A 23884-nucleotide genomic window follows, 5' to 3' on the forward strand; every position below is an offset into this window, starting at 1 on the left:
AGAAAGGCACAATGGAAAATGCGTAAACTAACATCTATAATGAAAAAACTAAGTCTGCACAAAAAAACGCCGCTTCGTGAAGAAGCGGCGTCAATCTGTTAAGGAATCGGGATCAGGATTTTCAGCAGGTAAGTTCCATCCCCCTGATGGAAACTGCACTGTCCGTCGTATTTTTCAACGGCTTTTTTAATATTGGGAATACCAAAGCCATGTACGAAACGATCTTTCTTTGTGGTTCCCTCGGCTGGCCGTGTCCCCGGTAAGGTGTTGTTTTCCACCGTGATAATCAACATATCCCGAACACGCTCGGCCTTGACAGTAACCAATCGTTGATCTTCCGGCAACCGTTCGCTGGCCTCCATAGCGTTGTCAATGGCATTGCTGAAGATGGTGCTGATGTCCAATGGCTCTATGAAGTCCATACCCTTGAAATCAACCAAAGCCGAGAAATCAATCTGCTTTTCGCGGGCTTTTGCTGCCTTGTCCTTTAGAATGATGTCAAGAAACTCGTTTCCTGTATGCACATAGTCCTCATAGTCTGCAATTTGAGAGCGGAGCGTTTCGGCCATCTGCCGGGTTTCTGCTGTATTCTGCCTGCTTTCCATGACAAGCAGGTGGTTTTTCAGGTCGTGGTAGATGGAGCGGACACGTTCTTCTTCGACAATGCGCTCCTTGTAATAATCCCGCTGTGTTTCCATCTGCTGTACTCGGTATGCTGTCTGCATGGAATCATAAATATAAGCTGCCAGATACATACAACTGAAACTGGAAAAAATAGAAGCCCCACAGATGGGATAAACAATCACAGTATTTTCAGGCATAAAGTAGATAATTGTGAAGATTGCCACAAATGAGGCAAGAATCAGCATATCAATAATCAGCCATGTCTTTATGTTCAGATGGGACGGAATTTTTTCCAAAAACCTCCGCAAAACCAACCATGCACCGATCCAGAATAGTAACCGCAGCAAAAGGGACACCGTATGAATGGCTGTACTGGTGAGCATGAGTGTTGAGGATTGTAAAGCCTCCTCATAACTTGCTTGGGTTACGATTTTGAATAATCGGCCCCCGGTGTCAAGCATTAAGTAGTTAATGGCAATGAGTGCCGGATAAAAAACAAGTATGACCGATAATTTCTCCATGAATGTCCCGCGATAAAACAGTAGAACATAGAGAAAAAACAAAAACATTGTACCAAACAGACTTCCAACATCATTGGAATAGATAATGGAATCAGCTAAATAGCCACAAATCAGAAACGCTATAACTTTTAGTACCACATTTTTGCGGAGAGGAAGAAAAGATTTCAAAATAAGAAAGAAAATCGCTGTATATCCCCATGCCAATAAAAAAGAGAGAATTTCAAAAAAGCGGATCATAAGAAATTCCCCCAATAGTCCGTCAGCCGTTCCATAAATTCTTTCCGTTTGGGCTGGCTGATGAGAATGACCTCACCTGTAATCAATTCAATATCCAGCTTCTTGATGCCTTTCACATAGAACAGATTGACAATGTAGCTGGTATGGCAGCGCACAAAGTCTTTGTCGCAAAGCTCCCGTTCCACTTCTTTCATGCTCTTATAGCAGATAATATTTTCCTGCTCGGTATGGAACATCAGATTGCGGTTATAGGTTTCAACGTATCGAATGGATTTCAGCGGCACCTTATATTTGCCGGTATCGTTGGTAATCACCAGAGAGGGGGCATCTTCTTTCTGGCTGCGCTCCACGAATTTGTCCATTTCTGATTTGAGCCGGGCATATTTCATGGGCTTAATGATGTAGTTCGTCGCATGGTATTTATATCCCTCAAGCCCATACTGTGTAAGAGTAGTTAGAAAAATAATGCCCACGGTTTCGTCCATTTGTCGGATACGCTCGGCAGCATGAAGTCCGTCTACCATCTTCATTTGAATATCAAGGAAAATCAGGTCTATGGTTGGATCGTATTTCTCGATTAGCTCCATACCGTCATAGTACGGGGTAATCTTTATGTTCCGTCCTGTTTCCTTGCTGTATTGGTTCAGTAAGTCGGTCAAATACTGAACAAAGTCTTTTTCATCATCACAAATTGCTATATGCAGCACTGTATCACCTGCTTTCGTTATACCGTCTGTCCTTTGGCTTCTCTGCCTCCTTGGGGATCAGCCAGACACCGGCCATTTTGACAGCACCGGGGATGCGTCCATCGGTGCAGTAATAATTTATCTGACGGGACGAAACGCCCCATTTTTCGCTTGCCTCTTTGAGCGTCATGTAATCCATGTTCACACCTCTAACAATTTATTTTATTATATTTCATTTGCTCGAAGAATACAAGCCCGCAACCATGCTGTCAAAAAAGAAAATCGGTATAATCGTACATCTTGTCAGGCATAATAAGGCCATTCCATCATATAAACCGGAACAATACAATATTATTGAGGTGAACGATTATGCCGATTGATGATTTAACTGCTTTAGGGCAAAAAATGCGAGAAGCCCGAAAGAATAAAGAGCTAACACAGCAGGAGCTATCTGATCTGAGCCATGTTTCTGTAAAGCAAATCGCCAATATCGAAAAGGGGAAAATGAATCCCTCTTATTTGATTTTAAGAGCATTGGCAAAGGTCCTGCACATCTCTTTAGATACGCTTATAAATCCAGATATTTCTCTGGAAGATGAAGGTGTCAATCAGATGAAAATGCTTTATTCCACCTGTCCGCCAGAAATGCGTGACACCCTGTTACATCACACACAGGAAACGGTGAAAGAACTGACAGAGTTGTCCGAGAAATTTGAAACGAATTGAGCCAGTGAGTGAAATTTAACGATTCTCTCACTGGTTCTTTTCATTTTCGGAGAAAAGAGGCAAGCAATGCCTGTGTTAATACACACAGGCCCGCAGAGAAGAAAATCCCTTTGTGATTTTCCTCTCTGCTTGCTTGTTGAGGGCAGCGCCCCCAAGCCCCTTTGAACACAGAATTTCATTCTGTGGCTGCGCGTTCTGCGAACGCTTTTGACCAGGACCAGCTTACCGCTGGCCGTGGTCTTTTTCTTTTTCAACATCCTGTTCTACCTCCATTTTCAGCACTCGATCCACATTGGCCTTTGCCGTTAAAAGCTCGCGCATTTCCTCACGGGAACGCCGGTACTCGGCATAGGTCTTTTTCTTTTCTTCCAGCAATTTCGCGTACTCCGTCTGCAACTCTTTGACCTTGGGAAGTTTCTTGACTCCCATCTCATCAAAGGCATTCTTAGCAGCCTGGTGGAGCAGAATTTCTTCCTCATGTTCCCCCCGGAATTTCTTAGAGTAACCCGCCTTGCGGTATGCCACATAGACCTCACGGGTTTTAGCATAATTTACGATGTGAGTACGCAGAACAGCAATCTCTGCCATGCGCTTTTCAGCCGCTTTAATCTGCGCCGAAAGTTCATTGTGATGTGCCGTGGCAGCCGCAGCCTTTTCTTCCAAAACCGCATACTCCAGCAGGTTATTCTCTGACAGGTAATTCATGGTCTGCGCCATTTGCTTCAGATTGAAAACTTTAGCCCATCGCGTATAGCCAGCACCTTTTCCAGCCTGCAATTTTGCCTGAATGTCCACCAGCAGATTGATCTTTGGCGGCTCTGCCCGTGTGACTGTTTTCTTTCGCGGGGTATGTGCTTTCTTCCCTAAGAGAACTGCCCGCAAATCTTCCAATCCATATCCTTCGCCCAGACTGTCCATGCGGGCGGCTTTCTCCCAACCAGAGAGTTTCAGTCGATACGATTTTCCGCGCTTTGAGACTTCACAACCATACTCTTGCAACAGTTTCAGCAGTTCTTCAAAGTCAGCAGGACTTTGTGATAATGCGTTGTCAATCGCCACACGCAGCAGCTCTCGGTGAGAGGGCTTTGCCTGATCTCCCAGCCACTTGTTATAGCTTTTTCCGTGAGGTTTCGGATTCTCTACAATGGACAGTCCGTTTTCAATGCAGATTGTATCACTTAACCGGCGAACCGCCTTGGTGCTGCCCCAAAAGTTTCGGAATTTCCGGTCATATTCTAAGCTGACCGATGACCAGATAATGTGATTATGAATGTGCGACTTGTCTATGTGAGTGCAGACCACAAAGGCATGATTGCCTTTAGTAAAACGCTTTGCAAATTCTACGCCCAGCCGGTTTGCTTCTTCCGGGGTAATCTCACCAGGGCGGAAGGACTGGCGCACATGATAGGCGATCACATCATCTGCGCCGCGCACCCGTCCGGTAGCGGCAATGTACTGCCGCTTTGCCAGAAGGAACTCCGCATCCGCAGTCCGGCTGTCACACGCATAGCCGGTAATGAGCTTGCCGTTATCTGTTTTCTGTGGATTTGCTACATAGTCGATGATGTCACTGATTGCCCGACTTTCTGTGCGACCCTTGCCAACATGAAGCGGCATGATTCTTGTAGTTGCCATAATAGAAGGCCCTCCTCTCATAAATTTTTTTTCGCTGAACTCTTTGCTTCTATCGTTGCAATAACTTTCTCCGCTGGGTATAATAAAAAAGAACATTCTACAACCTCAAAGGAGGGATTTTATGATAGAACAGCTCATTGCCGAAGCAACGGAATGTGATTTCAAAGTTGCTCTCGAAACAAAAAAGCCAAAAAGCTGGTTAAAAAGTGTCAGTGCCTTTTCCAATGGGATCGGCGGCACTCTGTTTTTCGGAGTCTCTGATGACCGGGAGCCTATCGGCTTGTCAGATGTTCAAAAGGATGCTGAAGCGATCAGCCGCTTAATCAAAGAACGTATCACACCATTACCGCAGTTTATCTTAAAGCCATTGCAGGAAGATGGTAAAAACCTGTTGGCTCTGGAGGTTTCTCCTGGCCGCAGCACCCCATACTATTACAAGGCAGACGGCGTGATGGAGGCATACATCCGTGTTGGAAATGAAAGCGTAATTGCACCGGATTACATTGTGAATGAACTGATCTTAAAGGGAACCAATCAGTCCTTTGACACCTTAACAACAGAAGCTGTGAAAAAGGATTACAGCTTCACACTCCTGGAGGCAACCTATCTGGAACGAACCGGCCTCCGCTTCGAGCCATCCGATTATGTCTCCTTCGGTTTGGCTGACAAAAATGGGTTCCTGACCAATGCCGGAAAGCTCATGACCGATCAGCACACAGTTTATAACTCCCGTATGTTCTGTACCCGGTGGAATGGCTTGGAAAAAGGCTCTATCTTTGATGATGCGCTGGACGATAAAGAATACGAGGGGAATTTGATTTATTTACTGAAAAGCGGCAGTGAATTTATTCGCAATAATTCCAAAGTCCGTTTTGTCAAAGAAGCTCAGTATCGGGTAGACAAGCCGGATTATGCTGAACGAGCTGTAACAGAGGCTCTTGTCAACGCTCTCATCCATCGTGATTATATTGTGCTTGGCAGCGAAGTCCACATTGATATGTTTGATGATCGGGTGGAAATCACATCTCCGGGCGGTATGTTTGGCGGCGGCTCAATTCAGGAATACGATATTTACAGTATTCGTTCGATGCGACGAAACCCTGTGATCGCTGACCTGTTCCACCGCATGAAGTACATGGAACGCCGTGGAAGTGGTCTGCGCAAAATCGTCAGTGAAACTGAAAAGCTGCCTGGATACACAGAGGCATATAAGCCCGAATTTTCCTCAACAGCGACAGATTTCAGAGTCATCTTGAAAAATGTAAATTACCATCATGGTCCTTCTATCATAGAAACGACCCATGATAAGACCTATGACGCAACCCATGATGCAACCCATGATAAAATCCTTGCATTTTGCATAGAACCACATTCAAAATTAGAAATCGCAGAACACTGTGGATACAAAAACACAAAAAACTTTACACAAAAATATCTGCGTCCGCTATTGAACAATGGAACACTCAAAATGACACTTCCCGATAAACCGAAAAGTAAACATCAAAAATATATTACAGTTCGTTCCGAATAAACAGAGAAACAGGGCAGTGGGTCTCATCTCCCATTGTCCTGCTTCTTTTCATTCCAAATTATATTCACATCATTTACCCATACACCCAATCCTGGATCGCAAATTTCAAACTCTGCACCTTGCTCAGCAGCCAGATCGCAGCCAGCGGCAGCCCCATCGGGCTAATCAAAAATGCCATAACCAGCAAAATCACACCATTCTGCGAGGAATAGGTAATCAGCACAGCCACGCCAAGCAGAGCAATTACCGTGCTTAGTAGACCAAGCACCAGACCGGATATGTAGATCAGCCCCGTGCAGAGCCAGACAAAAAGCGTCAACACCAAAATGACCGGTGCAGTTACGATCATCAGCAGACATTTCAAAATCTTCATTTCTGTTCCTCCTTCCAACGCTCCAGATACTGTTTGCATAGGGCATCCGCTTCTCTCTCATCATCTTCCGTCACTTCCCGTTTTCCTTTGGTCAGTTCAATCTCCAGATAAGTCCGGTAATCATCGGCTAAGAGGTCGAACAGTTCCTTGGGAGTATGGCACACCTCGCCAGAGCAATAGTGAAAATCTTGGTCAAATTCAACTCTTACACATCCATGGCGGCTGATATAAACTTCTATGGTCTCGTCTGCGGTTAGGTAATCCGCAAAAATCTCCAGCACCTTTTCAAAGGTCAGCATCTGTTTTCACTCCTTTGCTACGCTTCTTATTCTACTCATATTATCCGGTACGGACAGGCAAAAGACAAGGATACAGACAAAAAGAAAAAGCGGAGGAAGGTGCGGCGAAGAAACGCCGTTCCTCCCTCCGCAAATGGAGTATCTATCCCTGTTATGAAAGTTTGGAGAGTTGGGTAAGGATTTCCTTCACACCCTCCCACAGTTGTTCCTGCCGCTGGGATATATCCTCCAAGTCAGCATTATAAACCCGCCCGGTCTCATGCACTTTGCGGGTCAGCTGGTTCAAGTTGTTGCTGCTTCGGCGCATCAGGGAGACCAACTCCTTCAGCTCTGGCAGTTCCAGCTTGACCACATAACCATCCAGCGCCATTTTCCGCAGATAAGCGCTCAAATTCTCTGTCCCGTATTGCTGCATCTTTTGATGGATCAGTTCCAGTTCTTCTGCGGACACCCAAAACAAAACCGGCACATCCCGCTTGCGCTTTGCCATGGTTATCGCTCCGGCTCCCGTTTTTTCGGGGTGGCAGGCTTGCGGGCAGGCGGTTCCTGCTTGAGCTTTTGCAGGACAGAGCTTTTCTGCTGTTCTTGAGCGACTTTTCGGAACTGTCTGGTGAACAGATCGGTCAGACCGGGATTGACCCCATCCACAACCAAATAGGCGCAGTGGCGGGAAGCGCCGCTGTCCTCCGGCATGGGAATGGTTTTTGCCCAGGCTTTATCGTCCTGAGAGATACGCCCGTCATGGTTCTTGTGCTGGATGGTGTTGGCAAGAATAAACTGTACCCGTTCCGTCCCGAACTTTTCCAGCACATCTTTGACCGCCGCCTCCGTATCCAGCCGGTTCTCTGCATAGTGAGCGCTGATGGCCTGTTCAATGGCTTCTTTGCAGGCGCTGTTCGCCTGATATGAGAGGTTGTACTGTGCCATCTCCCCATGCTGGGACGCATAGGAGACAGAATGGGGGTAGAGAGGGGCAGTTCGTAATTCTTCCTGCGCCTTGCACACATCATCGGCACGGTTCTCAATACTGTCCCGGATCACATCCATATAGCCGGTCTCCAGCTTTTCAAAATAGCGGTACACATCCGCCAATGGAGAGGGAGATTCCAAAAGTGCCTGAGCCTGGGTGTCGGTCAACTCCAGTTCCTCTATTGCCATCACGATGTCCTCGCGGATGGTGTACTCATAGGCATGGTTTAAGACTTCTTCCGGGGGCTGGCTTTTCAGCCAGTCCCGGAACTTATCCTGTTCGGCAGCCATCTTTTCATAAAGGGCTGTATTCAGATCGTTAGTATTCATGTTATCGCACCTCCTCATGCTGTTTTGGTTTCTTGTCTGTACTGCGGGGTTGCACCGGGCGTTTTAGGGTATCCAGCACCGAAGTCCGTGTGCTTTTGGCAACAACAGACTCGGTGTGTGCCTGCCCCTTTCCGTCGATGTTGAGCAGGGTATCCAACTCCACCAGACGGGCGTTTTTGCTTCTCAGTTCTTCTTCATAAAGGAATGGCTTTCCGACTTCCTCCTTTGCCGCAGCTTGCTGCTGACAAAGGTTATCCAGCTGTGCCTTTGCCGACTCCAGACGCTGGGGCATCTGAGCAAGGGCATTGTCGATACGGGTAAGATTTCCGCGAGGGTCTGTACCAAGGGTTGCCCGGTGGGTCATCTGTCCTTTCAGCAGGAGCGTATATTCCTGTTTCCAAGCGGAAAATTCCACGGACATGGCATAACCCCGGTAGCTGCCGATCTGCACCGGATCGGAGGTTTTGACCTCCTTGCAGGCATCCAAAAGGGCTGCACCGGCGTTCTCCTTATCGGTCAGCAGGTCTCCACGAATCTCCATACCGGCAAAGCCGTCCTCCGGGTGCGGGTGCGCTGCCAAAACCTCCAGATCGGATTCAAAGCCCTTAATAAAGCCTTTGTGCTTTTCAATCTCCTCCGGGAAGTATTTGAGCAGCTGGTCCTCCAGACGATATTGCTTGCTCTGGTGGTCGGCTTTCATCAGCTTCAGGCGGGATACCTCCACATCCAAATCCATACGCTCTTTGATACGGGGGTCTCCGGCACACAAAGCCTTGATCTCTGCAAAACTGAGGGCGGTTTCATCCACATCATCGCAGGAGCGCACCGGCGATTTAGAAGTCATGATCTGGCTGATGAATTTTTGCTTATTCTCCACCGTCTGCCAGAGGTATGCGTCAAAGGTTCCTTCGGTCACATAGCGGTACACATGGACAAGAGGATTCTGGTTGCCCTGGCGCTCGATACGGCCCTTGCGCTGGGCAAGGTCTCCCGGTCTCCACGGACAGTCCAGGTCATGAAGTGCCACCAGACGGTCCTGCACATTGGTGCCTGCGCCCATCTTGGCGGTGCTGCCCAAAAGGACACGCACCTGACCGGTACGGACTTTAGAGAACAGCTCCTTTTTCCGCACTTCGGTGTTGGCTTCATGGATAAAAGCGATCTGGTCGGCAGGCATTCCCTGAGCAATGAGTTTCTGACGAATATCGTCATATACCGTAAAGATCGGTTCCTGCTCCGGCAGAGGCACAGCGCCTTCCAATGCGTGAAGCAGTGGATTATCCAGCGTTTTCGCCGCCTTGCTTGCAGGGGCTTTTGCCTGCGGTGTAGAAATGTCGCAGAACACCAGCTGGGTCAGCTTGTCAGTTTTGCCATTCCGCCAGATCTGCATGATGTTGTCCACACACTGATTGACCTTTGTGCCAGGTTCATCCGGCAGCATCTGGTTGACGATTCTCTGGTCCAGGCCCAGCTTACGGCCATCCGAGGTAATCTTGAGCATATTATCCTGGGACGGGTCAACGGTTCCGCTGTGTACCAGCGATGCGCGCTCCGAAAGAGCCTTGACCATTTCCTGCTGATGTTCGGTGGGTTGCGCCACGATGTTGTGGTACTCCACTTTCGGGGTAGGGAGCTTTAACTGATCGGCAGTCTTAATGTCGGCCACTTCTTTGAACAGGTTCATCAGCTCAGGCAAGTTAAAGAACTTGCTGAATCTCGTTCTTGCCCGGTAGCCGGTGCCTTCCGGTGCCAGCTCCAATGCTGTGACGGTCTCCCCAAATCGGGAAGCCCAGCAGTCGAAGTGGGTCATGTTCAGTTCTTGCAGGCGTTCATACTGAAGATAACGCTGCATGGTGTAAAGCTCGGTCATGGAGTTGCTGACCGGTGTGCCGGTGGCAAAGATCACGCCACGGTTTCCGGTGATCTCATCCATATAGCGGCACTTGGCAAACATATCGGAGGATTTCTGCGCGTCCGATGTGGAAAGACCAGCCACATTCCGCATTTTTGTGTATAAAAACAGGTTCTTGTAGTTGTGGGCCTCGTCCACAAACAGCCGATCCACACCCAGCTGCTCAAAAGTTACCACATCATCTTTTCGCCCCTCGGCTTGCAGCTTTTCCAGTCTGGCTTCCAGAGACTTTCTGGTACGCTCCAGCTGCTTGACGGTAAAACGCTCGCCGCCGCTGGCCTGTACCTCTGCAATCCCCTCGGTGATCTCGTCGATCTGCTCATAGAGAAGCCGTTCCTGACGCTCCCGGCTGATGGGGATACGCTCAAACTGGCTGTGTCCCATGATGATGGCGTCGTAGTCACCGGTCGCAATACGGGCGCAGAACTTCTTGCGGTTATGGGTCTCAAAGTCCTTTTTGGTTGTGACTAAGATGTTGGCAGAAGGATAGAGGCGCAGAAACTCCGATGCCCACTGCTCAGTCAGGTGGTTGGGAACCACAAAGAGAGATTTCTGGCACAAGCCCAGGCGTTTGGCTTCCATCGCAGCGGCCACCATCTCAAAGGTTTTGCCCGCGCCTACTTCGTGTGCCAGCAGGGTATTTCCGCCATACAGCACATGGGCGATGGCACTTTTCTGGTGTTCCCGCAGGGTAATGGCCGGGTTCATGCCGCCAAAAGTGATATGGCTGCCATCATACTCGCGGGGACGGGTAGAGTTCATTTCTTCGTTATACTGGCGAACCAAAGTCTGGCGGCGCTCCGGGTCTCTCCAGATCCAGTCCCTAAAGGCTTCCCGGATCGCCTGCTGTTTTTGGGCAGCCAGAGTGGTCTCCTTGGCGTTTAGTACGCGGCGCTCTTTTCCGTCTGCGTCCTCTATGGTGTCATAGATACGGACATCCCGCAGGTTTAAGGAATCCTCCAGAATCTTGTAGGCGTTGGCGCGGCTGGTTCCGTAGGTGGTATAAGCTGCCACATCGTTGTAGGATACAGAAGATTTCCCCTTGATCTGCCATTCAGCAGTAAAGGAGGAATAGTTGACCTCAATGCTGCGCTGGAGATAAAACGGGGTGTTGAAGGTCTCGTACATAAACTGCTGGATGTACTCCTTGTCAATCCAGGTAGCGCCCAGACGCACCTCAATTTCCGACGCATCCAGGTCTTTGGGCTGGGCGGCGGTAAGAGCTTCCACATTGACTGCAAAAGAAGGGTCCTGCTGTGCCGCCCGCTGCGCCTGACGCAGTTTGCGGCGTACATTGCCGGAAAGGTATTCATCAGCAGTCACATAATGGGGTGTGCCGTCCTGTTTCAGCTGTCCCGGCACACGGAAGATCACGCCTTGCAGTTCTCCGGCCAGTGCTTCTTTTGTTTTTCCGGTAAGCCGACTCATATAGCTCATATCTACGCAGGCTTTTTCCGAGATGGACACCGCCAGTGCTTCGCTTGCCGTATCCACAGTAGCCACTGCCTGATGGGGCTTGATGGTTCGTTTGGTGAACATATCCGCCTTACGTTCCAGTTTCCCGTCCTCGTCGATGACTTCCAGCGCACAGAGCAGGTAATAGGAAGAATCATCTGCATAGGCCAGTCGGTTTGCACGGTCATTGATAAGGCCATATTTTGCAGAAAAGCTGTCATAGAGGCTGTTCAGTTCCGCCTGCTTTTGGGTAATGGTGCTGTCTGGAACCGCTGCATCCATCTGAAGGTCGATCAGTTCCTGCACACAATCACGCAGTCCCACAAGACCTTTCACGCGGGCTTCGGCGGTGGCGTTGAGGTCAGGGCGCACCATGCGGCTGTTTTCCCGATAGTACACCTGTCCGTCTACAATGGCATAGGAATAGTTCTTCACATTTGGGTCGGCAGGAATGGAGGTGTCAATGGCTTCGCCTTCGCCCAGCTCCGGCAGCTCTGCCTCCTGATAAGTGCCATGAATGTACTTCACAGCATCATGCAGCTGGTCGGAAAGCTCCAGTCCCTCGATAGGGTTCACGGTGTAATCCATACCATGAGCAGTGCTTACCGGTTCCTGTCGGCCCAGCACCATTTCCGGGTGGTCGATAAAATACCGGTTGATGGCAAAGCCGTCCTGCGTCTGTCCGGTCTGGGTCCACTCTGGTGCAATGTCCAGCGGACGGTCACGCTTTTGCAGGAAAATAATGTCCGAAACGACCTCTGCACCAGCGTTTTTCTTGAAAGCGTCATTGGGCAGACGGATGGCTCCCAGCAGCTCGGCACGTTGAGCAAGATACCGGCGCACGGTGGAATCCTTGGCGTCCATCGTATAGCGGCTGGTGACAAAGGCTACCACGCCGCCGGGACGCACCTGATCCAGTGCTTTGGCGAAAAAGTAGTTATGAATACTGAAATTCAGCTTGTTGTAGGCTTTGTCGTTGACCTGATACTGACCGAACGGCACATTGCCGATGGCAAGGTCAAAGAAGTCACGCCTATCGGTGGTCTCAAAGCCGCCTACTGTGATGTCCGCCTTGGGATAGAGCTGCTTTGCGATGCGCCCGGAAACAGGGTCCAGCTCCACGCCGTACAGACGGCTGTTTCGCATTTTCTCCGGCAGCATACCAAAGAAATTGCCCACACCCATAGACGGCTCCAGAATATTTCCGGTCTCAAATCCCATACGGTCCACCGCTTCATAGATGGCCTGAATGACCGTAGGGCTGGTGTAATGGGCGTTGAGGGTAGAGCTTCTGGCGGCGGCATATTCCTCCGGGGTCAGCAGTTCTTTTAGCTGGGCATACTCTAAAGCCCATGCCGGTTTCTCCGGGTCAAACGCATCAGAGAGACCGCCCCAGCCCACGTATCGAGAAAGAACCTCCTGCTGTTCGGGGCTTGCCTGCTGTCCGGCAGCTTCCAGCTCTTTCAGCAAACGAATCGCATTGACATTTGCCTGGAACTTGGCTTTCGGACCGCCTTCGCCCAAATGCTCATCGGTAATGCGAAAGTTTTTTGCATTGCGGCGCAGGTTAGCCTTGTATTCCTCATAGGAGGCTTTCTCGGCAGCTTTGGCATTGGGGAAGGTCTGCCACTGGCCATTGACCTGAATGGAAACCGGGTGTTCGTCCAGCACTTCCTCAAAGATTTTCTCCGGCTCAGTCACAGGGGCCGGTGGCTCCGGCTCCTCGATATGCAGTCGTTCCACCACCACATCATAAGGCAGATTGTTCTTATCGCCCGGATAGACGGCCATGGTCTCGGAATGGAAGGTCGGGGATTCGGTAGCCGGTTGGGGCTGTTCCTGTCCCAAACCGTCCTGCTGACGGGCGTACAGTCCGCGCAGCAAAGGTGCAACCTCATCCCAGCGGAAATACAGCATAGCCAGACGCTTTTCCTCTGCATCCATGACTTCCAGTTCTATGCCCTGTGCCGTGGTACGGTAATCGGCAATATCGCCGGTCTCCAGATTCAGTGTCTCGATCTCACCGGAATAGGCTCTGCTCAACCAGTAGGCGATCTCGCTGTTACTCCTGCCGGATTGCAGCAGCGTGGAAATCTGCTTTTTATCCGCTTCATCCATCAGTCCATGAGCCAATACATCCCGTAAGTCCTGATCTGCCTTGTCCGGGGCAATAGGAAGAAACTCGGTATAGTAAGCATTGCGGCGGTCTGCCCGAAGCAGCTGCTCGAACTGTTCTTTGCGCTCTGCCCGGTAGATGGGATATACCATCCCGGTGGGCAGAAGCTGTACGGTGTCCTCCCGCAGCTCGGTGATCTGATAGGCGTCATCCTCGATATACACGGTATCGCCCACGGCATAGACCGGGGCAGCAGGGTCATAGGATGTTCTTTGCGGAGTTGGGCGGCGAACTGCATCATATTCCTCATCGGAAATGGAAACCTCGGAAGTCTGTTCTGTCTCGGCAGCTGCGATCTGCTCGGCATCCGACATCACCTGTTGGATAAACGGATCATTGTCCAGTTTTTCCGGGTCTGCCACCTGGCCGTTGACGATCCCTCTTTCTTCCAGAGCTTCCCGGATGGCGATTGGGTCGATGTCGTCAAAACGGTTCTGTTCTTCTTCGGTATAGAACCGGTCCTCCTGAATGAGCTGGGCAATCCGGCGCTGTACCTTCGGCCAGGGCAGCTGTGTTTCCTCCGGGCTGCCGGCACGGACAACGAACAGGCTGTTGCTGTTACTGCCGCCGTATTCCTGAGCCAGCCATGCGGCGGTATCTTTTTCTCTTGCATGGTCTTTCATATAACGGACGACAGCGTGTTTACTCTCGATATTGCCGTTCCATGCACAAATGGCAGTATCAATATCTTCCTGAGAAAGAGGGCGCAGAAGCTCATGGAGCTTTGGATAGGTCTCGTCGATCACTTCCCGGTGTAAACGCTGGCGGAACTCCGGTATATCAGAATAAAGGCGGATCAGCTCCATATCCTTAGAACCAAGGACCGCACGGCGCACAGCGGCATTGCCCTCGATGACAGCATTTTCACGGTCAGAATGCCCGCAGGCATTGCGGTATGCGGCATCCTCGGAAATGGCGGCAGTCACCACAGGCTTATACTGCTCAAACTGCTCCCGAAGGATAGGCTTTGGCGTTTCTTCTTCCATCTCTGGCTGCTGGGCTTGAATGGCATCTTCTTCGGCCAGTTTCTTTTCAGACTGGATTTTGTCATACTGCGCCTGTTCCTGTTCGGTAAGATAGCGGTCTTTCTGGACAAGTGAGGTAATGCGCTTGGAAACCTTTTCCCAGTTCAAGTGAACATCCGGGCAGTCCTGCTTTTTATAGTGCAGTCCTTTCCCATCGTGATCTTCGCCGCTGTGTGTTGCGCCGGACAAGACATGAGAGCGTCCGCCAATGCCATACTCGTCTTTGAGGAATCTCACTTTTTCCTTATCCGTATGGTTTTCCATGAAGAACGCATAGATACGGCCTTTTCCTCCGGCGAAACTGCTTCCGCCGGTCATGGCGGCGTCGATCTCATCCTCGGTAATAAAGTGCTGGACGATTGGCACTTGGGAAAGCTCTGAAGAAAAGGTCCTGCGGGGCAGGTCAAGGTCCTTCAGGTTCCCCCAGATCTCCCTCGGTCTATGATAGTGAAAACGCAACAGGTCACGGTCCTGCTGATAGGCCGTCCAGAAGGCAGCGTATTCTTCCTTGAGGGTCTGGCGGAAAGCCGGGTCACTCAGCTGCTCCGTCAGGCGGCGGGTCTCCTCCGGGAAACCATTGCCTTTGATCTCTGACAGGCAGGACAAATATCCGGCTTTTCTGGCGTCCTCACTGAGATCGTGATACAGATGCCAGAGCTTTTCCGAGAGGAGGGAGCGTTCATAGCCTGCCGCTTCTGCAAGCTCCACATTGGAGGCAAACTGACCACTTTCCAAAAGCTCCCCGATACGCTCTGCGGCGCGCTCCCAAGAAATGATCTGGGCAGACCTGTCATAACGGACAGACTTCCCGTGGGAAAGATGGATACCATCCTCGGCATACCATGCACTCACACTGCCAAGGCCGTTGCCGCCGTGGTACAGCGTTTTCAGTATCTCGGCAATCTCAGCGGTGGTTTTCTGCTTTTCAAATGCTGCAACCACACGCTCCCTCTGACGATCTGTATTGCCGCCCAAACGCAGCACATGGTCAATATCATTTTGGGCAAAAGAAAAAGCAGAGGATGTATGCGCTACATTCTCTGCTTCATCTATGGATTGGATCTGCTCCGCTTCGGAAAGGAACAGGTTTAGGGTCAGCTGTTGATAAGCTCCGCCATCAGGATTTCCTCGGCCTGAGCTTTGCAGGTGTTCATCAGCCCCACCCACTTCATGGGATCGCTGGCTTTCAGTTCCTCGGTGGCTCCCGCTTCCTTCGCCAGCTGGGGCATCATCTGCTCCAGTCTGCTCTGGGCGGTCTCGTCGATCTCCAGAAGGTGCGGGTACAGCTTCTCGCTCAGCAGCATCTGGTTGTAGAGGATGGGACGGTGTTCCTTCAGGTAGGTTTTCCTCATCCTTCCGTACTTGCCCAGGGGTTTCTCCGGCTGCTGGCTCAGCTTCAGGTCGGGAATCAGATAGTCTCCGTTCTTGATATAGGTCATGGGATTGTTCATCTTGTTTGCTCCTTTCTTGGTTGGCTTCGCGCTCTGCATTTCGGACGGTGACGCCGATCTGCCGCAGCACCTGCTGGTTAATCTGGCTGACCGCTGTTCCAAGCGCCCCGATAGTTGCCGGGGTATTGAAATCAAAGATCGCCATGAAATCTTCGTGGTCGAAGTAGCGTTCCGGCTTCAGTCCACAGCGGGACATCAAAGCATAAGTGATACTGACGGTGGCTACTGCCTTGAACTGTACTCCGATGTTAAACTCATCATATTCCTCCAAAAAGGAACCGTCAACGATATAGAAGAAGTCCTGCTGATGCTCCGTCCAGTATTCCTCAGCCAGTTTTCCGGCTACCTCGGTGAGCTGTCCGGCAAGGTCATCACCGGAAACATCATAGGTGCGCTCAAGCATGGCCTGCACCGAATCCAAATGGCGCTCCTCCAGCTGCCACAGCCAGGGAGTGCGGGAATGTTCACGGGTTCCGGTGTCGGAAATATCAAAAACATAGCGCAGGCGGGGTCTGTCCCCGGAATCGTCCACCAGAGCGATTCCCTTGGAGCCGCGCCTTACATACCGGCCCATCTTTTCATTCCACAAATCGTACTCTGCACAGGCGGTAGCGTCCGGGCGCTGGGCGTAGATCATCAGCTGCTCATGGAACGGGTACTTGTAAAGGCGGGAAGCAGTAGTGAGAAACCCTGCCCATTCCTGCCAGCTCCCAGTGAGTTGCGCTGTCACCTTCTCCGCCATCTGTGCATATAGTTCAGCTTTGGTTGGCATAGTGTTCTGTCCTCCTTTCGGTTTTTGGGTAAAAGATGGGGTAGCATATTGCCACCCCATCCCTGCGATTATGGTGTTTACTGGTCAAAATCCGGGTACAATTCCAGCTCGGCAAACTCGGCATCACTCATGGCTTGGAGCTTGCCCAGTGCGCTGTCTGTCAACTCCCGCAGCTCGGTTTCCTCCGGGGCCAGCTCGCCGCGCATCTCACGCAGGCTGTCGATCAGTCCGGTGCGGCTGCCGGTATTGTAAATGCACATCAGGTTCATTTCCTCAAAAGTAAAGTTTCCCATATCAAATCTCCCTTTCCGCACTCTTTTTGGGTGCTGTCTTTTTGTGTTCCGCTTTGGGCTGGCTTTTCAGCTGATCCACAACGGATTTTTTCTTATCCCGTTCCTCCCGATGAACGGCATCAGCCAAGTCCATGAGGGAGATAGGCTGACCGCTTCGAGCCTGCTGTTCCAGCTCTGCCACCGTAGGCTCTTTTGCGCCATTGTTGATGATACCGTCGATCATGCCGTAATCGTCCTCCACGGCCATCTCTGCATTTTTCAGCGGATTTTCCGGCAGGAATCCGGGGATCTGGGTAAAACCAACGCTGTCACAGTAATGACAGGATACCTTACCGTCCTGTCTGATCGCAACGATGTCGCTGACGCTCATGGAGGGACTGTGAAAGTCCACGGGCTTTTCCAGATTGAATTGCTGATAGAGTTTTTCCAGCTGCTCCGGCACAGTGCCAGACTCCCTCAGAGGAGCTGTGTAAATGAGGTCATAATTGCTGCGGTCTATGGAAATGTCATGGGACTTTAACCAATCCAGATTCATAAAGCGCACATTCTGCGGATCGTCACGGCTCACCTGATAGATGGCAAAGCAATCTCTGTTCTGAGAGAGAAATGCCTGTTCGCGTTCCTGCTGATGTTCCTGACGCTCCATGACCTTTTCGTGGAACTGAGGGCTTTTCTCCCATTCCTCATGGTCCACACCGAAAAGACCGCCATGATCCATGATTTCCTGCGGGTCAAACACCATGCTCTCCGTATTGTCCTCATGCAGCACATAGACGGTCAAACCGGCGGCATCCAGTTCCAGCGCCCGTTCTCTGGTAACAGGGAGCATCCCATCATAGGAGTAGCCATATTCCTGCATATCCGGTGTGGATACCTGCTCATCCGGCATGGGGTATTCATCCAGTGCCTGCTCCTGCGCTTCCGGCAGCTGGGAAGAAGCGGTCATCTGACTTGCCTCTGCCTGCATCTGCTCATAAGCAGCTTCCTGCAAGGTCTCAACCATAGACAAGGGAGCGCGTCTGAGCGAAGTGCTGTCCAGATCGTTATCATCACAAATCTGGAGAACTACCTTCATGCAGGAAAGCTCCGGCATATCCAGCTGACCACCATCCAGCTCTTTCATGGACGCAGCATCGTAAAGAGTGTAGTCCCATCCGCTGTCACAAGGTTGGATATGAAGATAGGTAGTATCGTTGATCAGAAACAAAGCCTCCTGCTGGTTGGCGTCCGCTCCCAGCACCTCCATTTCCGGCATGGCCGCAGCCAGTTCCTTTACCGCTTTTTGCACCAACGGATTATCACGGTAATAGTCGATTGCCTGAATGGTGTCCAGGTCAATGGTCTGCCCGGTCAAAATCGGAAAAGGTCCTTCATAGTCGCTTCCATCTTTCAGCTCAAAGCCAATGCCCTTGATCCCATTCATTCGCTCTGCCGGAATCTCCTGATAAATGCGTACAGCTTCCTCCAAAGACAGGTTATCGTGGTATTCTCCGAGGTTTGGAAACTCCATGCACTCTGCTACATAGTAGGTTAGATTGCCGGTCGGCTGCTCTATCGGGGCGGTTTCCGGCTCTGCCTTTGCATGGGGATCAATCCCACGCTCTTTGCATATTTCCTTATAGTGGCGCTCAATATCGGAGATCAAAGTGCCGGAGGTTTTGTTGATGGTCTCCAAACTGGCTCTCAGTTCTTTCAGCTCCTTGCCTTGACTCCAACTGGCAATATAGCCAAAGCTGTTTTCTCCTGTCTCAATTCCAAAATATTTGCAGACTGCATAGGAGATGCTTTCAGCCTCTACTTCCTCCGTGTGACGATTTTTGATTGCCTGTTTTTCTGCGGTTGGATCTTCCTCAACTGCAAGACGCCATTCAAACTGATTTTCGTCCACATAACACCAATCCATATCAGAAGCAAACTGTTCGGCTTCTTTTTCTGTGGCAAAATCCAGCTTGAAATCATGCTTGGTTCCACCTTCACTCTCCTGCACAACCTTCCATGACGGTAGCATTTCATATTTTTTGGGGTCATGAAGCTTGCTGTGGGCAATCTCGTGAACCGTGGCCGAAACCGTCTGCACCTCGCTCATGCCCTGACGAATGGCAATTTTCTGATGATCGGCAGAAAAATAGCCGTCCGTATCGGCGGCCATTGCTTCAAAAGTGATCGACACCGGTGCGCTGCGGCGCAGGGCCTCCATGAATGCCTCATAATTTGGCACATTGCCGGAAAGGGAGGAAGCAAGCTCCGGCAAAGGTTTCCCGTCGGTCTGACTCACATCAAAAACCTTGACCGGGCGAAACATGGGGATCTCGATTTCTTTTTCCTCTGTAACGATCTTTCCGTCTTTATCCAAAATCGGAGCCTTGGTATCCGGGTCCAGCTTCTGCTCCTCGATTTTCTTCTTATACGGTGTCGGGGCAATGATGGTAATGCCATGCTCGCCCTTTTTTACATGACGCTCAAACTGGTCTTTCCACTTATTGTATCCGGCTACCAAAGTGGCGTCCGGCTTCTGCATATAGATGAGCATGGTGTTGTTTACCGAATAGCGGTGAAATCGGGACATGACGGACAGATAACGCATATACTTTTCGCTTTCAAACAGTTCTTTGATGCCCTGCTCGATGCCATCCGTGATTTCCCTTAGCCGTTCTCGGTTGGTGGGTTTATTCTCAGCCATGATTTTCAATCTCCTTTCCAAGTGTGTGATTTCTGCTGTGTGTTCTGCAATCCATGCCTTTTGTTCTTCTTCACTTTCATAAAGAAAAAGGTCCAGCAGGTACTCTACATAGGTTTTCTTCTGGATTGCTTCCACAAAGCGGGGGTGCGGTTCTTCCTCCGGTGTCCTGGGAGAACGGTCGGCTTCCCATTTTTTCAACAGATAGTAGTAATCGGACAGTACGCGGTAACAGCGCTGTCGATTCTCCCGAAACTTCTGTGCCTCGTTTTTTTGCCGGACATATCTCCTGCGGGGCGGGGCCTGACTGTCATAGATCAGGCCAAAGTCCTGTGCCAGTTTCTCCGCCGCTTCTTTTGGGGAGAGGTCAAAGAGCTTTGCGGTAAAGTCGATCACATCCCCATCTTCACCGCATCCAAAGCAGTGGAATCGCTGGTCTACCTTCATGCTGGGGTTCTTATCATCGTGAAAGGGACAGCAGGCCATGCCATTTCGCCTGACTTTTATCCCGTAAAACTCTGCCGCTTCTCTGGTGCTGACCGACTGCTTGACCGCTTCAAATACATTCTCTGCCATGTGCCTTTAACTGCCGGACTTTTTCACAGGGGGCTGGTATCCGGCGGCTTTCGCACGCTCACTGGCAGCTTTGCGACGCTCGGCGCTGTATGGCTCCCGGACTGATACACACCGCTTGGGGACGGTAAAGTTATGGGCGTCCTTTCGGGTGATCTGGTCGGGGTGCTTTTTTGCCAACAGTTCCAGCTTCTCCATCAGACGGGGATCGTGGGTATAGACCTCAGCCATTGGTTCTGCCTGGTTATAGAGGAGAATGGTTTCCCGTTCCACTAAAGAGAGCTTCATCGGCTGCCTCCTTTCCGCTGGTCAAATTCCAGCTTGAAGTTAGCATACTGTCCATCGTCCTCCAAAACCACAGTGGCATCGTAGGTCTTGCCGGTTTTCTCCGAATATAGCCCCGTCACACGGACACGGCCATCGTTCAGCAGCGCAGACACCACAGCCTTGGTCGGCTGTTTTTTCTTGGCAGCCCACCATTTGTTGTTTTTCCAGATTGCAAATTTGCAAGAATCATTCTGACAGAAGAAGCCTTTTTGCAGTTCTGCAACTTCACCGCCGCAGCGAGGACATTTGCCCACCACCTCACAGGGCGGAATGAACAGGTACTCAGTTCCCTTGATGACCTGATAAGTCCCCACCAGATCTTTCAGCATGGTGCTGATCCCGTCCAGAAACTCCTCTGGGGCAAGCTGCCCGCGCTCGATCTCGCCCAGACGGTACTCCCACTCGGCAGTCAAAAGCGGAGATTGCAGCTGTTCCGGCAAGACTGTGATAAGGGAAACTGCATCGTGGGAAGGGAGAAGCTGCACCGTTTTCCTGCTCTTTTTTCGTTCCAGAAAACCGGCAGATACCAGCTTTTCCAAAATACCGGCACGGGTGGCCGGTGTACCCAGACCTTTTCGCTCGGCATCCTCCGGCATATCCTCTTTTCCAGCAGTCTCCATCGCGGACAATAGGGTGTCCTCCGTAAAGTGCTGAGGCGGACTGCTTTTGCCTTCTTTGACGATTGCCGCAGAAACCGAAAGGGTCTGTCCTTCGGTCAGCTCCGGCAGGGCTTTCTCTACGCCCTCTTTTTTCGGCTCTGTATCCTTCATTTTGGCACGATAAGCGTCCTCCAGTGCTTTCCATCCGGGGTGCTTCACCGTTTTTCCTTTTGTGGTAAACTCCCCACCGGCACACGCTGCAATCACAACGGTTTCCGAATAGATATGGGGTTGGGCTACGGCGCACATCAGACGCAGGGTCACCAGCTCCAGCACCGCTTTTTCTCCCGCAGGAAGGGCAGAAAGGTCTGCATCCTTGAGATTTCTGGTAGGGATTACTGCGTGGTGGTCGGTTACTTTCTTATCGTTGATTACCGTCTGCGGATCACAGGTAATGGCGATTCCTTTGCGAAACGGCATAGCATTGGCAACCAGATTCACCAACACCGGCAGGCTGTCTGCCATATCGCCAGTCAGATAGCGGCTGTCAGTACGGGGATAGGTGCAGAGCTTCTTTTCATACAGGCTTTGCAGATAGTCCAGGGTCTGCTGGGCTGTAAATCCAAGCAGGCGGTTGGCATCTCTTTGCAGAGTAGTCAGGTCATAGAGGGCAGGCGGCTTTTCGGACTTTTCCTTGCACTCCACCTTTTTGATTGTGACATTTGCACCCTGACAGGCTTCTTTCAGCTGCTCAGCAGCAACCTTATCCGCCATGCGCTCCCCGGATACGGTAAGACCGGGCAGCTCCAGCGCCACGGTATAAAAGGGAATCGGCTGAAAGGTGTCGATCTCAGCTTCTCGCTGAACAATAAGCGCCAGCGTCGGGGACATCACGCGCCCGATGTTAAGGGTGCGGTGGTACAGCACGGAAAAAAGCCTTGTAGCATTGATCCCCACCAGCCAGTCGGCCTTGGCACGGCAGAGGGCAGCATCCCGAAGTCCGTCATAATCCGCACGGGGGCGCAGGTTTGCAAAGCCTTCCCTTATAGCGGAGTCCTCCATCGAAGAAATCCAGAGCCTTTTCATAGGCTTTTGACAGTCTGCCAGCTCATAGACACTGCGGAAGATTAGCTCACCCTCGCGTCCGGCATCGCAGGCATTTACCACTTCCGTCACATCCGGGGCATTCATCAGCTTTTTGAGAATATCAAACTGCTTTTTCTTATCTTTTCCCACCACCATCTGCCAATGTTCCGGCAGGATAGGCAGATCATCATATCGCCACTTGGCATACTTTGGGTCATAGCTGTCTGCATCCGCAAGACCGGCCAGGTGGCCCACGCACCAGCTGACACGCCAGCCGTTGCCCTCCAGATACCCGTCCTTACGGACGGTTGCGCCGATCACCGCCGCCAAACTCTGGGCAACTGATGGTTTTTCGGCAATTACCAATTTATGTTGAGCCATGATGGTTCCTCCTCTCTTTGAGCCATCGGGACATTTCCCGGTGACAGATACCTACGCATGGTCTTCCATAATTCCCGCAACCATAGCAGGGGTGGCTGTGGGGCAAAGAAGGAGAACGGGAAGTTTCCTTCCCGCCCTCCGGCCTGCGTGTCATCATGCGTTCATAGGGACTGTCTGTGAAACGGGTCATTTCACACTTTCCTCATCATCTTCTTCTGTGCTGCCCCCGTCAGCATCCGGTTCTTCCGACTCCTCATCCTCGGTTTCCCATTCCTCGGAATCTTCCTCTCCATAATCATAATCGTCCAGACTGTCATTGCCCTTGGTCTTAGGCTTGTTCTTAACGAGCTTCAAGTAGGCAAATACGCCACCGCCTCCCAGCAGAGCCAGCAAAAGGACTATCGCAGCCGGGTTCAATTCGGCAGGCTTCTCTTTTTCCGGCTCCGATGTTTCTGCCGGAGGTTCCGGTGCTTTGCCCGTACATTTACTCTTATCAGTTGCGCAGACCGGGCAGGTCGTATTGACTGCCCCTGCTTCACATTTTGTTGAACAGCTACACACAGCAGCCGGCTCCTCTTTGACATTTTCATCTTCCATCAATGCCATCAAATCCGCTTCATCCACCTGGTTCAGAAAGTGAACAGCAGTCTTTTTATCCTCATTAGCCCTGTCGATCAAAATGTAAAAATAGTTGCCAGCTTTGGTCGTAACAGTAATAAGCTGCTTATTGCCTCCAAAATCATCCACCAATGCCGCATTCCCCTCCGGTGTAAGTGCCGGTGCCGGTTCTGTTTCTTCCACAATCACATTGCTGTCATTGGTAGAATCCTCTGCCGGTGCCGCCGGAGCCTGTTCTGACCCCTGTGCAAAAGCAGGGATCGTAAAGCCAAATGCCACAACCATTGTCAGGCAAAGGGCGGAAAGTGTTTTGCAAATTCTTTTATTCTTCATAAGCGGTAACCTCCTGATTATTTGATTCCGACAGTGCTGTATCTCTGCCGTGGTTCATTCCACCGGAAAGCATAGCGTTCAGCTGTGCTGGAGTCATGCGTAACGCACGAACCATCTGAACGATTTCCAGATTCTCTGCCTCCGTTTTCTGTGCTTCCAGGGTCTTGAGCTTTTCCTGATATTCCGCAATCTTCTCACGGGTTTTCTCAATTTCCTGGTCGATACGTTCAATTTTGTTTTTTGCCATAACCGTTCACTCCTTTCCACAAAGTCTG

The 23884-nt window shown here is 50.8% G+C and carries 20 protein-coding genes; 3 read left to right on the plus strand and 17 right to left on the minus strand.

Annotated elements, in window-relative coordinates; genetic code table 11:
• Window positions 1-98: 98 nt before the first annotated feature.
• Genes DW819_RS05400 through DW819_RS05410 form a run of 3 tightly spaced genes read right to left on the minus strand, consistent with a single transcriptional unit; the run spans window position 99 to window position 2267 of the window.
• Window positions 99-1382, minus strand: coding sequence for an ATP-binding protein (locus DW819_RS05400; protein WP_118732406.1), 1284 nt, complete (start codon window positions 1380-1382; stop codon window positions 99-101).
• Window positions 1379-2089: a LytTR family DNA-binding domain-containing protein gene (locus DW819_RS05405; RefSeq protein ID WP_002576202.1), complete on the minus strand. Its 711-nt coding sequence runs from the start codon at window positions 2087-2089 to the stop codon at window positions 1379-1381. The genes DW819_RS05400 and DW819_RS05405 overlap by 4 nt, the downstream gene beginning before the upstream one ends.
• Window positions 2090-2093: 4 nt before the next feature.
• A complete protein-coding gene (locus DW819_RS05410; RefSeq protein ID WP_002576203.1) occupies window positions 2094-2267 on the minus strand; it encodes a helix-turn-helix domain-containing protein in 174 nt (57 codons plus the stop codon).
• 170 nt (window positions 2268-2437) lie between these two features.
• On the opposite strand from DW819_RS05410, the gene DW819_RS05420 reads away from it, so the two are divergent.
• Window positions 2438-2794 (plus strand): helix-turn-helix transcriptional regulator, encoded by a 357-nt coding sequence (locus tag DW819_RS05420; RefSeq protein WP_054356922.1) that lies wholly within the window; start codon window positions 2438-2440, stop codon window positions 2792-2794.
• 222 nt (window positions 2795-3016) lie between these two features.
• Here DW819_RS05420 and DW819_RS05430 read toward each other — a convergent pair whose 3' ends face one another.
• Entirely contained in the window at window positions 3017-4429 is a 1413-nt protein-coding gene (locus DW819_RS05430) for a relaxase/mobilization nuclease domain-containing protein (RefSeq protein ID WP_117453443.1), read from the minus strand.
• A gap of 121 nt (window positions 4430-4550) precedes the next feature.
• Between DW819_RS05430 and DW819_RS05435 the strand changes: the two genes are divergently transcribed.
• A complete protein-coding gene (locus tag DW819_RS05435) occupies window positions 4551-5960 on the plus strand; it encodes an ATP-binding protein (protein ID WP_097772890.1) in 1410 nt (469 codons plus the stop codon).
• Between the two features lie 73 nt (window positions 5961-6033).
• Here the strand turns inward: DW819_RS05435 and DW819_RS05440 are convergent, their stop codons facing one another.
• The 6 genes from DW819_RS05440 to DW819_RS15910 form a co-directional block, all read right to left on the minus strand.
• Window positions 6034-6333 (minus strand): CD1845 family protein, encoded by a 300-nt coding sequence (locus DW819_RS05440; RefSeq protein ID WP_118097216.1) that lies wholly within the window; start codon window positions 6331-6333, stop codon window positions 6034-6036.
• Window positions 6330-6632, minus strand: a complete 303-nt coding sequence (locus DW819_RS05445; RefSeq protein ID WP_015529855.1) for a hypothetical protein — start codon at window positions 6630-6632, stop codon at window positions 6330-6332. The genes DW819_RS05440 and DW819_RS05445 overlap by 4 nt, the downstream gene beginning before the upstream one ends.
• A 151-nt stretch (window positions 6633-6783) precedes the next feature.
• On the minus strand, window positions 6784-7122 hold the full coding sequence (gene mobC, locus DW819_RS05455) for a plasmid mobilization relaxosome protein MobC (RefSeq protein ID WP_003526263.1): 339 nt from the start codon (window positions 7120-7122) through the stop codon (window positions 6784-6786).
• A gap of 2 nt (window positions 7123-7124) precedes the next feature.
• Entirely contained in the window at window positions 7125-7931 is an 807-nt protein-coding gene (locus tag DW819_RS05460; protein ID WP_118732409.1) for a DUF3848 domain-containing protein, read from the minus strand.
• 1 nt (window position 7932) lies between these two features.
• Entirely contained in the window at window positions 7933-15474 is a 7542-nt protein-coding gene (locus DW819_RS05465) for an SNF2-related protein (RefSeq protein WP_243025618.1), read from the minus strand.
• 119 nt (window positions 15475-15593) lie between these two features.
• Window positions 15594-15950: a TnpV protein gene (locus DW819_RS15910; protein WP_243025608.1), complete on the minus strand. Its 357-nt coding sequence runs from the start codon at window positions 15948-15950 to the stop codon at window positions 15594-15596.
• On the opposite strand from DW819_RS15910, the gene DW819_RS15915 reads away from it, so the two are divergent.
• Window positions 15937-16704 (plus strand): hypothetical protein, encoded by a 768-nt coding sequence (locus tag DW819_RS15915; protein WP_243025610.1) that lies wholly within the window; start codon window positions 15937-15939, stop codon window positions 16702-16704. The two genes, DW819_RS15910 and DW819_RS15915, sit on opposite strands and share 14 nt — an antisense overlap.
• Before the next feature lie 95 nt (window positions 16705-16799).
• Here the strand turns inward: DW819_RS15915 and DW819_RS05470 are convergent, their stop codons facing one another.
• From DW819_RS05470 to DW819_RS05500, 7 genes are read right to left on the minus strand one after another with little or no spacing between them, the layout of a single operon-like run.
• Window positions 16800-17015 carry a transposon-transfer assisting family protein gene (locus DW819_RS05470; RefSeq protein ID WP_002576226.1) on the minus strand — a complete coding sequence of 72 codons (216 nt, stop codon included), beginning with the start codon at window positions 17013-17015 and terminating at the stop codon, window positions 16800-16802.
• Between the two features lies 1 nt (window position 17016).
• Window positions 17017-20268, minus strand: a complete 3252-nt coding sequence (locus tag DW819_RS05475; RefSeq protein ID WP_118732411.1) for a YodL domain-containing protein — start codon at window positions 20266-20268, stop codon at window positions 17017-17019.
• A gap of 6 nt (window positions 20269-20274) precedes the next feature.
• Complete coding sequence (locus DW819_RS05480) at window positions 20275-20553, minus strand: hypothetical protein (protein WP_004798047.1); 279 nt, start codon at window positions 20551-20553, stop codon at window positions 20275-20277.
• Window positions 20550-22658: a type IA DNA topoisomerase gene (locus DW819_RS05485; protein ID WP_118732412.1), complete on the minus strand. Its 2109-nt coding sequence runs from the start codon at window positions 22656-22658 to the stop codon at window positions 20550-20552. The genes DW819_RS05480 and DW819_RS05485 overlap by 4 nt, the downstream gene beginning before the upstream one ends.
• On the minus strand, window positions 22645-22848 hold the full coding sequence (locus tag DW819_RS05490; RefSeq protein ID WP_118732413.1) for a hypothetical protein: 204 nt from the start codon (window positions 22846-22848) through the stop codon (window positions 22645-22647). The genes DW819_RS05485 and DW819_RS05490 overlap by 14 nt, the downstream gene beginning before the upstream one ends.
• Window positions 22845-23609, minus strand: a complete 765-nt coding sequence (locus DW819_RS05495; protein WP_118732414.1) for a DUF4366 domain-containing protein — start codon at window positions 23607-23609, stop codon at window positions 22845-22847. Before DW819_RS05495 ends, DW819_RS05490 begins: the two co-directional genes overlap by 4 nt.
• Entirely contained in the window at window positions 23599-23856 is a 258-nt protein-coding gene (locus DW819_RS05500; RefSeq protein ID WP_009003366.1) for a DUF4315 family protein, read from the minus strand. Before DW819_RS05500 ends, DW819_RS05495 begins: the two co-directional genes overlap by 11 nt.
• Window positions 23857-23884: the final 28 nt, after the last annotated feature.

The organism is Clostridium sp. AM33-3, assembly GCF_003480315.1.
Taxonomy (GTDB): domain Bacteria; phylum Bacillota; class Clostridia; order Lachnospirales; family Lachnospiraceae; genus Brotaphodocola.

Excerpts from the sequence above, each read along its gene's own strand:
- DW819_RS05400 (WP_118732406.1), bottom strand. The coding sequence starts at position 1,382 with ATGATCCGCTTTTTTGAAATTCTCTCTTTTTTATTGGCATGGGGATAT.
- DW819_RS05410 (WP_002576203.1), bottom strand. The coding sequence starts at position 2,267 with ATGGATTACATGACGCTCAAAGAGGCAAGCGAAAAATGGGGCGTTTCG.
- DW819_RS05420 (WP_054356922.1), top strand. The coding sequence starts at position 2,438 with ATGCCGATTGATGATTTAACTGCTTTAGGGCAAAAAATGCGAGAAGCC.
- DW819_RS05430 (WP_117453443.1), bottom strand. The coding sequence starts at position 4,429 with ATGGCAACTACAAGAATCATGCCGCTTCATGTTGGCAAGGGTCGCACA.
- DW819_RS05435 (WP_097772890.1), top strand. The coding sequence starts at position 4,551 with ATGATAGAACAGCTCATTGCCGAAGCAACGGAATGTGATTTCAAAGTT.
- DW819_RS05440 (WP_118097216.1), bottom strand. The coding sequence starts at position 6,333 with ATGAAGATTTTGAAATGTCTGCTGATGATCGTAACTGCACCGGTCATT.
- DW819_RS05445 (WP_015529855.1), bottom strand. The coding sequence starts at position 6,632 with ATGCTGACCTTTGAAAAGGTGCTGGAGATTTTTGCGGATTACCTAACC.
- mobC (WP_003526263.1), bottom strand. The coding sequence starts at position 7,122 with ATGGCAAAGCGCAAGCGGGATGTGCCGGTTTTGTTTTGGGTGTCCGCA.
- DW819_RS05460 (WP_118732409.1), bottom strand. The coding sequence starts at position 7,931 with ATGAATACTAACGATCTGAATACAGCCCTTTATGAAAAGATGGCTGCC.
- DW819_RS15915 (WP_243025610.1), top strand. The coding sequence starts at position 15,937 with ATGGGATTGTTCATCTTGTTTGCTCCTTTCTTGGTTGGCTTCGCGCTC.
- DW819_RS15910 (WP_243025608.1), bottom strand. The coding sequence starts at position 15,950 with ATGAACAATCCCATGACCTATATCAAGAACGGAGACTATCTGATTCCC.
- DW819_RS05470 (WP_002576226.1), bottom strand. The coding sequence starts at position 17,015 with ATGGGAAACTTTACTTTTGAGGAAATGAACCTGATGTGCATTTACAAT.
- DW819_RS05475 (WP_118732411.1), bottom strand. The coding sequence starts at position 20,268 with ATGGCAGAGAATGTATTTGAAGCGGTCAAGCAGTCGGTCAGCACCAGA.
- DW819_RS05480 (WP_004798047.1), bottom strand. The coding sequence starts at position 20,553 with ATGAAGCTCTCTTTAGTGGAACGGGAAACCATTCTCCTCTATAACCAG.
- DW819_RS05485 (WP_118732412.1), bottom strand. The coding sequence starts at position 22,658 with ATGGCTCAACATAAATTGGTAATTGCCGAAAAACCATCAGTTGCCCAG.
- DW819_RS05490 (WP_118732413.1), bottom strand. The coding sequence starts at position 22,848 with ATGACCCGTTTCACAGACAGTCCCTATGAACGCATGATGACACGCAGG.
- DW819_RS05495 (WP_118732414.1), bottom strand. The coding sequence starts at position 23,609 with ATGAAGAATAAAAGAATTTGCAAAACACTTTCCGCCCTTTGCCTGACA.
- DW819_RS05500 (WP_009003366.1), bottom strand. The coding sequence starts at position 23,856 with ATGGCAAAAAACAAAATTGAACGTATCGACCAGGAAATTGAGAAAACC.